Origin of the sequence: Streptomyces sp. NPDC090045 (genome assembly GCF_044747975.1) — a bacterium.
In the GTDB taxonomy this organism is placed as follows: Bacteria; Actinomycetota; Actinomycetes; order Streptomycetales; family Streptomycetaceae; genus Streptomyces.
This window is the reverse complement of record NZ_JBIVFA010000005.1, coordinates 146,710-159,264: the sequence shown is the minus strand read 5'-3', so window position 1 is coordinate 159,264 and position 12,555 is coordinate 146,710. Positions and strand designations below refer to the sequence as shown.

Sequence of the window (12,555 nt, the reverse complement as noted above, 5' to 3'; positions counted from 1 at the left end):
CGCGGATGCCGGCCCGGTCCGGGGGCGGTGGGCGGCCTGGCGGCCGGGCCCACCGGCCTTGCCGCTCAGTCCTTGAAGTAGTCCGTGAGGACGCAGCCCTTCACCAGGGCCGGTTCCTTGCGGAAGCCGCTCGGTGCAGTGAACTTCGGGTGGCAGTTCAGCATCAGCAGCCCGGCCTGGGGCTTCAGCAGGGCGGTCGCCGCGCTGGCGCGGGTGGAGCCGACGGTGAAGTCCTGTCCGACGACGATTCCGGCGCTCGGGTTGCCGCCGCCGGTCTCCTTGTACTTCTTGTCGACCTCGGCCTTGTAGGCGGCCTGGAAGACCTTGGGGTCCTTGAGCATGAAGATCCGGGTGTCGCCCCCGTCGCAGCTGCCGCGCTCGATGACGGAGTACGTCTTCTCGTCGTACTTGGAGTCCAGCTCCCAGTGCTCGTAGCCGTCCTTCGTCGTGGTGATCTCGACACACTTGGTGTGGCTGTTGACGAAGCGGGCGGCCGCGGCCATGGTCGCCGCCTTGGGGAGCTTCTGGAACGCCGTCCCGTCCTTGGGGGCGTTGCCGTTGACGCCGCCGTTCTTCGTCGGGTTGTCCAGCGTGCCCTCGTTGGGGCCGCCGTCACCGGTGCCGTTGTAGGCGTTGTCCCCGCCCGTCGCGACGGATTCCCCGCCGATGCCGCCGAGCGTCGGGTTGTCGCCGCCTCCGCAGCCGGTGAGGGAGAGCAGGGCCGTGGTGGCCGTGACGGTGATGATCAGTGGCTTGAAACGCATGCGTGGTGTGTCCCCCGGTAAATGACCTTGAACGGCGGCGACTCTAGGGCGGTGATCATGTCCGCGGCAAACCAGAGGGCAGAAAACTCGCACGGGAAAGTTTGAAAACGGCCAAAACGGACATGGCTGCGGTTTCCGCATGCCGAAAGCTCCCCTCGGGAGCCTGCTGAAGCATGGATGGAGGCCGAGGTGAACCTTGTATTAAGGGTTCGTTAACGGTCCAGGACTCGGAATTCCAAGGCATCCGGGGTGGTCGGATTCCGGACTTCGATCCTCCAGATGTGGAAAACGCACCCTCTAACGTCCTGACCCATGACTCAGCTGGACGTTCGGCCTCAGGCCGGAGACACGGTAAGCGGCGTCGCCGAGGGCGACGTTCGCGGCAAGGGCCTCGGCAAGGGCTCCGTCGGCCTCGTGGGAAGCGCCGTCATCGGCATCTCCACCGTCGCCCCCGTCTACTGCCTGACCTCGACCCTCGGCTCGACCGCCGGGGAGGTCGGCCTCCAGATGCCGGCCATCTTCCTCGCCGGCTTCCTCCCGATGCTCCTGGTCGCCTTCGCCTACCGCGAGCTCAACAAGGCAATGCCGGACTGCGGCACCTCCTTCACCTGGACCGTCAAGGCCTTCGGCCCGCGGATCGGCTGGATGTGCGGCTGGGGCCTGGTGATCGCCACGATCATCGTCCTCTCCAACCTCGCGGGCGTCGCCACCTCGTACTTCTGGCTGCTGGCCGGTGAGATCACCGGCAACGAGTCGGTCGCGGCCCTGGACGACAACAAGCTCGTCCACATCGCCACCTGCCTCACGCTGATCGCCGTCGCCACCGCCATCAGCTACCGCGGCATGACCGCCACCAAGGGCGTCCAGTACGCCCTGGTCGGCCTCCAGCTCCTCGTGCTCGCGATCTTCGTCGCGATGGCCTTCCAGAAGGCCTCCGCCGGCACCTTCGACACCGGCCTGGACTTCTCCTGGTCCTGGATGAACCCCTTCGCGGTCGAGTCCATGGCGGCCTTCACCGCCGGACTCTCCCTCTCGATCTTCATGTACTGGGGCTGGGACGCGTGCCTGGCCACCAACGAGGAGACCACCGGCTCCACGAAGACCCCCGGCCGCGCCTCGCTCATCGCGATGGTCGTCCTGGTCGGCTCCTACCTCGCCACCGGCGTCGCCGCCCAGATGGCCGTCGGCGCGGGCGGCGAAGGCCTCGGCCTCGCCAACGAGGAGACCTCCGGCAACGTCTTCGCGGCCCTCGCCGGCCCCGTGATGGGCCCGGTGCTCGGCGTCCTGCTCTTCGTGGCCGTCCTGGCCTCCGCCGCCGCCTCCCTGCAGACCACCTTCATCCCGGTGGCCCGCACGGTCCTCGCCATGTCGACGTACGAGGCCCTGCCGCCCTCCTACGCCAAGGTCCACCCGAAGTTCAAGACCCCGGGCCGCGCCACCGTCATGGCGGGCGTCGCCACCGGCGCGTTCTACACCGTGATGACCCTCGTCAGCGAGAACGTCCTGACCGACACGATCTTCGCGCTCGGCCTGATGATCTGCTTCTACTACTCGCTGACGGCCTTCGCCTGCGCCTGGTACTTCCGCGCCGAGCTCCGCCGCTCCACCCGCGACCTGCTCTTCAAGGGGGTCTTCCCGGTCCTGGGCGGTCTGCTGCTGGCCGCGGTCTTCTTCAAGACCCTCTACGACGCCTGGGACCCGTCCTACGGCTCCGGCTCCACCATCCCCGGCATCGGCGTCGGCAACGTCTTCGTCATCGGAGTCGGCCTGCTGGCCCTCGGCCTGGTCGTCATGTTCGTCACCGAGCGCCGCAGCCCCGCCTTCTTCCGCGGCGAGGTCCTGACGAAGTCCACCCCGGCCCTGGTGGTCGAGGACTGACCACCCCCTCGCACCCCTCGCGCACGACCCGCTGAGTCATCCCCGCGGCCCCGGACCGGTCCCCCTGATCCGGGGCCGCCGGCGTTCCCGGTCGCAGCGGGCGGTGACCACGGGTGCGGGGGAGTCGTTGGGCGGGGCATGAACGCCATGAAGCGCACCCTCGCCGCCCTGGTCGTCACCGGCGGCGCCGCCCTCGCCCTCACCCCCGTCGCCGCGCACGCCGACGAGGCGCCCGCCCAGACGCCCCCGGTCGTGGGCCGCGTCGTCGACATCGTCGACCACCCGGCCCAGACCGTCCAGGACGCGAAGACGGCGGTCGCGGTGACCAGCTCCGCCGCCGGGACCGCCACGGGGGCCACGAACGGCTCCCTCAAGGCCCCGCTGGACACCCTCCCCAGGACCCCGTCGGTCAAGTGACCCCCGGAGGCCGCGTCGGCTGCCGCTCAGCCCCAGGTACGGGAACAGAGCACGAGCCGGTAGCCGTCGGGGTCCTCGATGGTGACCCCCCACTCCTCCCAGTACGGATTGTGGGCGGTGACGCGCGTCCCGCCGTGCTCGACGAGCCGCTGGACCAGGGCCGCGTCCGGCGTCTCGCCGAGGTAGACCACGAAGAGGTCGTCGACGGTCGGCGCGGGCAGGATCGGGTTCGAGGCGTCACGGGTCAGCTCGAAGTGCCACCCGCCCCCGGCCGGCCCGACCATCAGCAGGTCGTGCTCCCCGGGCGCGCTCCCGGTGGTGCGCCACTGCACCTCCAGGCCGAGCCCGTCGACGTAGAAGCGTTCGGCGGCCTTCAGGTCGAGGGAGGGCCGGGCGACGCGGACGTGGGTACGTGAATCGATCATGCCTGGCAGCGTACGAAACCCGTTCGGGGCGCGGGAGGTCCGGCCTCCGGTACCGGCCGAGCGGGTGGAACACGGGGAGTCACCGGGACGGTCGGCATCCCCGGGCGGGCGGGGTTGCTTGGGTGGGCGCGTCCCACCCGAGCCTTCCCCAGGAGATCCCCGTGTCCCCTCGCCCGATCCTGCGCAGCCTGGTCATCGGAGCCTGCACGGCAGCACTGATGGCCGGCTCCGGCCTGCTCACCCTCACCGCCCAGGCGGAGGGCAGACCGGCCGCCTCGGCCTCCACCGCCGTCGCCCCGGCCCGGAAGGCGACGCGCGCGGAGCTGAAGGTCATCGAGTTCTGGGAGCAGTACTACGACGCGGCCAACGGGTGGCACAGCAAGGGCAAGGACACCTTCGCCGTCCGGAAGGACTTCCTCACCACCGAGCTCGACGAGGCACTCACCCAGTGGGGCTCCGACCACCAGACCGACCCGGTCCTGCGCAGCAAGGAACTGCCGAAGGAAGCCACGATCGTGACGGCCGGTGCCGGCGCCGGCCTCAACGCGGGTCACGAGAAGGTCGTCGTGACCCAGACCTTCGAGAACGGCACCACCCAGGACGTCTGGTACCAGGTGAACCTCGAAACGATGATCATCGACGGCCTCCAGGACCCGACGGCCTGATCCCGGCTAGCCCGCCGCGATCCCGTCGAGGAACGCGCCCCAGCTCGCCGGCGCGACGGCGAGCTGGGGGCCGGCCGTCACCTTGGAGTCCCGGATGTGCACGGCGTCCGCACAGGCGGCGACCTCGACGCAACTGTCGCCGTCGCCACTGCTGTACGTGGACTTGTGCCAGGCGAGGGCGACCTCGACGCAGCTGTCGCCCTGGCTGCCGCTGTAGCTGCTCTTGAACCACCGCAACGGGGAGCTGTTCACAGGGATCCTCGCATTCGCATCAACAGGGCCCTGCTGTCCGCAGGATTGAGGGCCTGGATGCGAAGTTTGGCATACCGCAGGTGGAGGAGACTCAGGTCTTTCGGGTCATTCAGCACGCGGCCCGACTGCTGGCCCTCGCTGTAACCCATCCACTCGTGGTCCTGGGTTTCGAGTAGCTGGAAGGCCCCTCCCAGGCCCGCGTGTTCCGGGCTGATGAGCGGCATGATCTGCAGATCAACGTTGGGGAGTTGCCCGCACTCCAGGAGATGGTCGATCAGCTGGCGGGTCACCTCCGGTCCGCCGGTCTGCCTGGATCACGGCCTCGTCGATGATGAAGCTGAAGACCGTGTACGGAGCACGGAACAGGAGTTGCTGTCGCTCCAGCCGGGCCGCGATGCGTTCCTCCACCTTCTCAGAGGTGGGCGGCGGCAGGACGGCGTCCACCAGAGCCCGCGCGTAGGCCTCGGTCTGCAGCAGTCCGGGAACGGACCGGCACTCGTACGTGTTGAGGATGACGGCGCCCTCCTCCAGCTCCGCCCACCGCCGGAACCATGACGCCAGCCCCTGTCGGCGGGACAGCCGCTTCGCCGCGATGTCGATGACGCCGAAGGTGTCCAGCACCGTCTCGGTCTTGCTGATGAACTTCCGGGACGGATGGCGGCGGCCCTGCTCGACCGAGCCGACGTACTGGACCGAGTAGCCGATCAGCGGGGCCAGTTGCTCCTGGGTCAGGCCGGCGCGTTTGCGGGAGGCCTTGACCGTCTCGCCGAAGCTGCGCAGGGTGTCATCCGGTTCGACCTCGCCGTCACCGCTGTCGTCGGCACTCACCATGGCGGTCACCTCCCCGACAGGAAGACTCACGCACGGTGACTCCCACTGTCCAGGGAGTGGACTCGTACAGATGGTTTGTACGAGTCCGGGTGGTGTTGAACGAGCCTGGTCGGGCGGGATGTTGGCGCCATGACCGCACCCTCCGGCCCCGCCCGGACCCTCGTACGCGTGTTCACTCAGCGTTTCAGCTCCACCCGGCGCGGGGCCCGCCTCGCCCGCCAGCTGACCCTCGTCGAACTGCACGACTGGGGCTTTCCCGAATCCACCGCGCTCTCCGCCGACGCCGGACTCCTCGTGGCCGAGCTCGCCGCCAACGCCGTCACCCACGGGCGGGTTCCCGGGCGGGACTTCGAGCTCAAGCTGACGCTGCTGGAGAACGCCCTGCGCGTCGAGGTGTCCGACGCCCGCCGCGACCGTCGCCCGACCCCGCTGCCGCACAGCTACCAGGCCGAATCGGGCTACGGGCTCCGCATCGTCGAGGCACTCGCCGTCGGCTGGGGCGTGACGGACCGCCTGATCGGCAAGACGGTATGGGCCGAACTGGCCCGCCGGGCGGGCCCGCGGGCCGAGGGCGAGTGGTGAGACTGCCGCCGCGCCCGCACGCACCGGCGGACGGCCCGGCTTGAGGCCCTGTGATAGCAGCGGCTCAAGTCGGGCCCCGTGGCCGTTCGTCAGATCGCGCGGGAGGTGCTAGCCCAGGTTCCCGATGTGCTCGACGATCCAGCCGCCGAGTTCCTCGGTCATCAGGGTGTGCGGCTCGTTGTGCGAGGCGAGTCGGAACTCGTCGAGCTCGCTCGTCCCCGGCTCAAGGCGGTCGATGTTGATGTAGAGGTCGTCGTTGGTGGTGACGTCACGGATGGCGACGGCGCTGACGGAAGGCACGAACGAGTGGTGGCGGATGAGGGCGTTGGTCTTGAGTCCGAGGATCGGGGGCTGCTCGTTGAGCTTGTCGGCCAGGATGCCGAAGCCCTCCAGGGTGCCGCCGGGGGCCCCGTCGAACTCGGGCAGGTCGTCGGTCCGTACTTCCTTGGCCGGCGGCGGGGTCACCAGCCGCAGCTTCGCGACGAGTTGGTTGTCGCCGCTGCGCTGGGCGTAGAGGTGGGTGCCCAGGATGGTCAGGCCCTTGCCCTCGACCGTGTGGTCGCCGGGCTTGATGCCGTTGCCCTGACCGGTTCCGACGCCGTTGGCGACGCCGATCTTCATGGGGATCGCGGGCCAGTTGCCCATCCGCTCCAGCTCGGCGAGGAGCTTTTCGCGGAGCTCGTCCATGCGGGGCTTGCCGTCCCACTCCTCGATGTGCCAGGCCAGCAGCTGCCGGGCGGCATCGCTGTTGATCTGGTCGGAGAAGCCGCTGTTGAGTTCCCGCGAGTAGTGCGCGAACGCCTGCAGGCCGATGGGGATCCAGGCGCCCCGGTGCGGAGTGTCGTACGAGAAGTAGAGGCCGGTCTCGTGGTCGATCCGCTCGTGCTCCATCTTGGTGAGGGCGTAGCGGGTGACGAGGCCACCCATGCTGAAGCCGCCGACGGCGAGCCGGTGGTTGCCCACGCGCATCTTGCAGGCCTGGTTGATCGCTTGGATCACGGCCTTCGCGTTCTGCTGGATCGCGGCGCTGCGCTCGTGGAAGCCGACGATGATGACGTCGCGCCCGCGGCGGCGCAGCTCGCTGAGGAATGCGTACTGCTCCCAGTCCAGGCCCTGCCACAGCATGTCGAGGTTGCTCGGGCCCATGTTGAACCCGTCGGCGAGGATCACGGGCCTGGTCAGCTGGTGGCTGCCCTCGGCGTGGTAGACCCAGGCGGTGCCGCCCGGGAGGTCCCAGACGTCGTTCGGGACGGGCGGGATCTGGGTGGGCGGTTCCTTGGGGCCGGGGGCCAGGATGATGGGCTCGGCGGCGGCCAGGGCCTTGCGGATCTGCTGCTCGGTGGCCTGCTGCTCGCTCATGGACGGTCCCTTCCAGGATGATCACAGTGAGTATCTGCGTGAACACGGAGAGTATGCACTAATTTGATCACCGGAGCCCAGCTCCACATCCGACGGCGGGGCGTGCCGGGCGGGACACGCCCGGGTGGTCAGGGCCGCCAGCGGGGCGCTTCGTCGTCCGGGGTGTCCGGACTGGCGAAGTGGAAGGGCACGCCGAGGTGGGCGGCCAGGTCGCCGCCCGCGCGGGTGGCGGCCGCCGCCGAGGGGTGGAGCGCGCCCTCGTCCGCGCCGTCCAGGGCGCGTACGGCCGTGCCCCAGTAGATCGTGGCCAGGCACTTCTCCCCGGCGGGCTCGTCCGTGACGGCCAGCAGCCGCACGAACCAGTCGTGGACGGTGTCCCCGTCCCAGACGGCCTCGATGGCCACCACGCGGGCGCGGATGCCGCGGGCGAGGGCGGCGAGCGAGTCCAGGTCGAGCGGCGAGTCGGGGGTGCGGGCCACCCGGTCGCCGAAGTGCAGGTAGCGGAGGTGGACGATCTTCTGCGCCTCGTACAGGCCCACGCCCTGGGCGCGGCCCGCCTCCCACACGAGCCGGATCGCCTGGAAGCTGCCGTCCTGCAGGACGTATCCGTCGACCTGGGTGCGGATACCGGCCGGGAGCCCCTCCCACTGGCTCTCGGTCTCCCGGTCCACGGCGTCGGCGTCCGCTCCTCGGTTCGTCATGGCGTCATGATCGGCGCGGCGGGCCGCGGCCGTCGAGAGGATTTCGGCGGGCTACTCCCACGAGCGCCGGGGCGGGCCGTACCTGCGGCGGCGCAGCTCGGAGACCTCCAGGTCCGAGCGGCGGCGCTGACCGGCCGTGAACATCGTGCCGCCGATGAGGAGGAACAGGCCGCCGGTGATGCCCAGGCCCAGCGGGTCGAGGGCGCGGCTGCCGGTGGTCTCCATCCAGGGGTCGAGGCCGCCGAGCCGGTCCTTGAAGAGGACGACCTGCCCGCCTGGCGCCACCTGCGCGTAGCAGTTCCGGATGGCGTCGAGCTCGTGGCTCTCGCCCGAGGGCTCGACCACGCGGCAGTAGAAGCGTGAGTCGCCCTTGGAGTTGGTGTACTCGCGGGACTCCGTCACGACCGCGTCCACCCGTTCGCCGAGCAGCTTCAGGTACGACTCGTTCAGGTTGGACCCGGCGAAGACACCGAGCGCCATGGTGCCGAAGCCCACGAGGGTGGCGGCTCCCGCCCGGTTCCAGTTCGAGCCGGCGACGCCCGCGCCGAGGCCGGCCGCGGCGAGGACGATGAGCACGCCGACGTACAACAGGCCGTACGGGAACTGGGAGATGAAGCCGCCCAGCGTGCCGCCTCCCGCGATGAGCGCGGCCCAGAACAGGGAGTTCCGGATGCGCCGGGCCCCGGTGGGGGCGGCCTTCCCCCAGGGTCCCGTTGTCCGGGCCGTGCCGGCCGTGTTCATGTCGGCCGTGTCCATGTCGCTCTCCTCAGGTCCCCCGCGGGCAGTCCGGCCGAGCCTACGCAGGGGCCGGGCGAGGCGCGCTCAGAGGTACTGGGCGAAATCGTCCAGGGTGCGCAGCACCTGCGGCTTCGGCTCCGAGGGGAGCTGGAGGACGACCTCCTCGATGCCCAGGTCGGCGTAGTGGCTCAGCTTGCCGGGGGTGGGCTGCACGGCGTACGGGACCACCTGGAGGGACTTGGGGTCGCGTCCGGCGGTCTCCCAGACCTGGCGCAGCACCGGGAGGGACTCGGTGAGGCCGCGGCCGCCGATCGGGAGCCAGCCGTCGGCGTGGTCGGCGATCGCGGCGAAGAGCTTCGGGCCGGCCGCGCCGCCGATCAGGGTGCGGGGGCCGTGCAGGGGGGCGCCGGGGCCGAGTTCGCGCGGGGTCTGGACGGGCTTGGGGTGGGCGCTGCTGGCCTGGACGGAGCAGTACTGGCCGACGTACGCCGTGGGCTCCGGGGCCCACAGCGCGCGCATCAGCGCCATGCGGTCGCGGACCAGCTCGCGGCGGGTGCGCCACTCCACGCCGTGGTCGGCGGCCTCCTCCACGTTCCAGCCGTAGCCGATGCCCAGGGTGAAACGGCCGCCGGAGAGGTGGTCCAGGGTGGCGACCTGCTTGGCGAGGCCGATCGGGTCGTGCTGGGCGACGAGGGTGATGCCGGTGCCGAGGTGCAGGCGCTCGGTCACGGCGGCGGCCTGGCCGAGGGCCACGAAGGGGTCGAGGGTGCGCCCGTACATCTCGGGGAGTTCGCCGCCCATGGGGGCGGAGGTGTCGCGGGCGACCGGGATGTGGGTGTGCTCCGGGAGGTAGAGGCCGGAGAAGCCGCGCTCCTCCAGGCTGCGGGCCAGGCGTACGGGGGAGATGGTGCGGTCGGTGAGGAAGATGGTCGTGGCGATCCGCATGGGTTCTGGCACCTCCGAGACGTGGGACCCGCAACGGTACGGGCTGGACCCGCGATTGTTGAGGGGGCGTCAGATGGCGGGGTCGCGCTTCGGCCGTACGCCTGCCGTACGGCCTGCCGTACTCCTGCCCGTACGCCTGTCGTGCGTCAGCCTCGTGGGTAGCGGGCCAGCCAGCCGGGGGAGGCCTCCGTCGGGCTGTGGAGGGACGGGCCCTGGGTCATCTCCAGGGCGAAGTCGTCGGCGATCTCCAGCAGAGTGCCGCGGCCTTCCAGCTCGGCGAGCCAGGCGGCCGGGAGGGCCGTCTCGCCGTGCAGGGCGCCGAGCAGCGCCCCGCACAGGGCGCCGGCGGCGGTGGAGTCGCCGCCGTGGTTGACGGCGAGGCGCAGGCCGTGCGGGACGTCTTCGGCGACCAGGGCGCAGTAGACGGCGACGGCGAGGGCGTCCGCGGCGTCGGGGCCTTCGGCGCCGGGACCTTCGGTGTCGGAACCCTCGGCGTCGGGACCTTCGGCCGTCCGGCCCAGGCTTTCGACGGCCCGGGGGCCCGGCGAGCCCTGCGTGACGGCCGACAGGCTGCGCTGGAGGGCGTCCGTGACGGGCTGGTGGCCGGGGCGGGCGCCCAGCAGGCCCAGGGCGCGCTGGACGGCGGCGTCGAGGGAGTCGCCGCGGGTCAGGCCGTGGACGATGACGGCGAGGGCGCCGGCCGAGAGGGAGGCGGTGGGGTGGCCGTGGCTCTGCGCGGCGCACTCGACGGCGAGCTGGAGGACGAGGGCCGGCTCCCAGCCGACCAGCAGCCCGAAGGGGGCCGAGCGGGCGGCGGCGGCCGCGTCACGGGCGGCGGGGTTCTTCGGCTGGTCGAGGGTGCCGAGGATGTCGTCGGCGAAGCCGGTCAGGCAGGCGCGGTCCGGGCTGCGGCGGGCGTAGAGCCACTCCTCCTGCGCGAGCCAGCCGTTGTCCTTGCGGCGCTCGTCGGGGCCCCAGTCGTTCTGGGTGGCGGCCCAGCGCAGGTACGCGCGGTGGATGTCGGTGGGCGGGTGCCAGGCGCCGGTGTCCCGGCGCACGTGGGCCCGTATCAGCCCGTCCACGGTGAAGAGGCTGAGCTGGGTGGCGGCGGTGACCCGGCCGCGGCGGCCGTCGGCGGGTGCGGGTGCGGGTGCGGGCGCCGGCGCGGTGAGGCCGTCCGGGCCGTGGGCCTCGCGGATGCCGTCGAGGGTGAGGCCGGCGAGGGGGGCGCCGAGGGCGTCTCCGAGCGCGGAGCCGAGCAGTGTCCCGCGGACGCGACTACGGAAGTCCTGCTGCTCGATGCGCCCCCAGAGCCCGGTGACGACGGCCCGCCCCAACGTCCGCCCCTCGCCTGCCGCGGGCTCGGCCCCCTCCCGCCCTGCGGGCCCGGCTGCGGGCCCGTGCCCTGGCCCGCCGGCGGGTCCGGCCGGGCGCCCGGCTCCGCCCGCCGGCCCCTGCCCTGCGGGCCCGGTTTCGGTGGCGGGTGCGGCCGTGGGCCCCTGCCCTGCGGGCACGTGCCCAGGTCCGCCCGTGGGTCCGGCCGGGTGTCCGGTTCCGGCTACGGGGCCCAGCCCCTGCCCTGCGGGCCCGGCGGTGGCAGTGGGCGCGGGCAGGTGCCCGGCGGACCCGTCGTCGGCCCCGGCCACGGGCCCGGCGGCGAACCGGGGCCCGTGCCCGGCGGTCCCGGCCGCCGGTGCGGCGGGTACGCCCGCGTGCCCCGGTCCGGCCGGGGTTCCGGTCATGGGCCCTGCCAGGGGGGCGGCCCCCTGCCCTGTGCGTCCTGATCCGGCCGCAGGTGCGGCTCCGGCTCCCGGCCCGGCGGCGAATCCGGCTGTGGGGCCCGCCGCGGGCTCGGCGACGGGCGGGGGCACGGGTGCCGGTCCGCCCGGGATTCCGGCCACGGGCCCTGCCGCGGCGCAGGCCCCCTGCCCTGCGGGCACGTGTCCAAAGGGCGCGGTTCCCGCCCCGGGCCCGGCGGAGAACCCGGGCGGGAGGTAGGCCGGCGGCTCGGTGAGGGGCTGTGGTCCGGCCGGGATCCCGGTCAGCGGTCCTGCCGCGGGTTCGAAGCCGGTCATCGGTGCGGTGAGTTCGTCCGCGGGTGCGTGTCCGAAGGGTGCGGTTCCCGCCCCTGGTCCGGCGGAGAACCCGGCCGGGAGGTAAGCCGCGGGCTCGGTGAGGGGCTGTGGTCCTGCCACGGATTCGAAGCCGAGCATCGGTGCGGTGAGTTCGTCCGTGGGAGCGTGTTCGAAGGGTGTGGTTCCCGCCTCCGGCCCGGCGGGGAACCCGGCTGTGGGGTAAGCGGCGGGCTCGGTGAGGGGCTGTGGTCCGGCCGGGATCCCGGTCAGGGGTCCTGCGGCGGGTTCGAAGCTTGCCAGCGGTGCGGTGAGTTCGTCCGCGAGTGCGTGTTCGAAGGGTGCGGTTCCCGCCCCTGGTCCGGCGGGGAACCCGGCTGTGGGGTAAGCCGCGGGCTCGAAGCCGACCATCGGTGCGGCGAGTTCGTCCGCAGGAGTGGGTATGGGGGCATGTCCGAAGGGGGTGGTTTCGGCCCCTGGTCCGGCGGAGAAGCCGGCTGCAGGGTCGGCCCCGGGCCCGGCTGCGGGTGGGGCGGCGGGCGGGGGGCCGGCCGGGAACCGGGCCAGGGGGCCGGTCCCGGCTCCGGGTCCCAGCCCGGTCGTTGCTGCAGGGCCCACCGCAGGTGCACCGCCGTTCGTACCGATCACTTCTTCCACCCCCGGCACCGCGCCCCCCGCTGACCACTTCACCCGATGCCCGGCGCCCGGCACTGCACTCGTACCCGCCGCGCATGCGAAACCCGCACTGTAGTGGACAGCTTCGATCGAAGCCGGAAATGGTGCGCCAAGAGGCGCGTAAGTGATCAGAGAACGGCCAGATTGCAAATACTTCCGGCCGCGACCTGGCTCATGGCACGTTTTGCCACTTGCCTTCGAGCCGGCTGGTTTCGGCCACGCCTCGTTCATCCGACGTTCTCCGGGCCCGA

The 12,555-nt window shown here is 71.8% G+C and carries 12 protein-coding genes and 1 pseudogene; 4 read left to right on the top strand and 9 right to left on the bottom strand.

Annotated features, from left to right (window positions below; genetic code table 11):
* Positions 1-65: 65 nt before the first annotated feature.
* Positions 66-764, bottom strand: coding sequence for a hypothetical protein (locus ACIPYQ_RS16090; RefSeq protein WP_401251213.1), 699 nt, complete (start codon positions 762-764; stop codon positions 66-68).
* A gap of 312 nt (positions 765-1,076) precedes the next feature.
* On the opposite strand from ACIPYQ_RS16090, the gene ACIPYQ_RS16085 reads away from it, so the two are divergent.
* Both ACIPYQ_RS16085 and ACIPYQ_RS16080 read left to right on the top strand, forming a co-directional pair.
* Positions 1,077-2,642 (top strand): APC family permease, encoded by a 1,566-nt coding sequence (locus ACIPYQ_RS16085; RefSeq protein ID WP_401251210.1) that lies wholly within the window; start codon positions 1,077-1,079, stop codon positions 2,640-2,642.
* Positions 2,643-2,780: 138 nt separating this feature from the next.
* Positions 2,781-3,059, top strand: coding sequence for a hypothetical protein (locus tag ACIPYQ_RS16080; RefSeq protein ID WP_401251208.1), 279 nt, complete (start codon positions 2,781-2,783; stop codon positions 3,057-3,059).
* A 26-nt stretch (positions 3,060-3,085) separates the two neighbouring features.
* Here ACIPYQ_RS16080 and ACIPYQ_RS16075 read toward each other — a convergent pair whose 3' ends face one another.
* Entirely contained in the window at positions 3,086-3,484 is a 399-nt protein-coding gene (locus ACIPYQ_RS16075; protein WP_401251205.1) for a VOC family protein, read from the bottom strand.
* Between the two features lie 161 nt (positions 3,485-3,645).
* On the opposite strand from ACIPYQ_RS16075, the gene ACIPYQ_RS16070 reads away from it, so the two are divergent.
* Complete coding sequence (locus ACIPYQ_RS16070) at positions 3,646-4,149, top strand: hypothetical protein (protein WP_401251202.1); 504 nt, start codon at positions 3,646-3,648, stop codon at positions 4,147-4,149.
* A gap of 6 nt (positions 4,150-4,155) precedes the next feature.
* On the opposite strand, the gene ACIPYQ_RS16065 is transcribed toward ACIPYQ_RS16070, so the two are convergent.
* Entirely contained in the window at positions 4,156-4,401 is a 246-nt protein-coding gene (locus tag ACIPYQ_RS16065) for a DUF397 domain-containing protein (RefSeq protein ID WP_401251200.1), read from the bottom strand.
* Positions 4,398-5,232: pseudogene (locus tag ACIPYQ_RS16060) on the bottom strand (Scr1 family TA system antitoxin-like transcriptional regulator). The gene ACIPYQ_RS16065 and the pseudogene ACIPYQ_RS16060 overlap by 4 nt, the downstream one beginning before the upstream one ends.
* 129 nt (positions 5,233-5,361) lie before the next feature.
* On the opposite strand from ACIPYQ_RS16060, the gene ACIPYQ_RS16055 reads away from it, so the two are divergent.
* Complete coding sequence (locus tag ACIPYQ_RS16055) at positions 5,362-5,814, top strand: ATP-binding protein (RefSeq protein WP_401251197.1); 453 nt, start codon at positions 5,362-5,364, stop codon at positions 5,812-5,814.
* A gap of 108 nt (positions 5,815-5,922) precedes the next feature.
* Here ACIPYQ_RS16055 and ACIPYQ_RS16050 read toward each other — a convergent pair whose 3' ends face one another.
* From ACIPYQ_RS16050 to ACIPYQ_RS16030, 5 genes are all read right to left on the bottom strand, one after another.
* Entirely contained in the window at positions 5,923-7,173 is a 1,251-nt protein-coding gene (locus tag ACIPYQ_RS16050; RefSeq protein ID WP_401251194.1) for an esterase/lipase family protein, read from the bottom strand.
* A 128-nt stretch (positions 7,174-7,301) separates the two neighbouring features.
* Positions 7,302-7,874: a hypothetical protein gene (locus tag ACIPYQ_RS16045; RefSeq protein ID WP_401251191.1), complete on the bottom strand. Its 573-nt coding sequence runs from the start codon at positions 7,872-7,874 to the stop codon at positions 7,302-7,304.
* 51 nt (positions 7,875-7,925) lie between these two features.
* Positions 7,926-8,630: a hypothetical protein gene (locus tag ACIPYQ_RS16040; RefSeq protein WP_401251188.1), complete on the bottom strand. Its 705-nt coding sequence runs from the start codon at positions 8,628-8,630 to the stop codon at positions 7,926-7,928.
* Positions 8,631-8,696: 66 nt separating this feature from the next.
* Complete coding sequence (locus tag ACIPYQ_RS16035) at positions 8,697-9,557, bottom strand: TIGR03619 family F420-dependent LLM class oxidoreductase (protein WP_401251185.1); 861 nt, start codon at positions 9,555-9,557, stop codon at positions 8,697-8,699.
* Between the two features lie 146 nt (positions 9,558-9,703).
* Positions 9,704-10,894, bottom strand: coding sequence for an ADP-ribosylglycohydrolase family protein (locus ACIPYQ_RS16030; protein ID WP_401251182.1), 1,191 nt, complete (start codon positions 10,892-10,894; stop codon positions 9,704-9,706).
* Between the last annotated feature and the right edge of the window lie 1,661 nt (positions 10,895-12,555).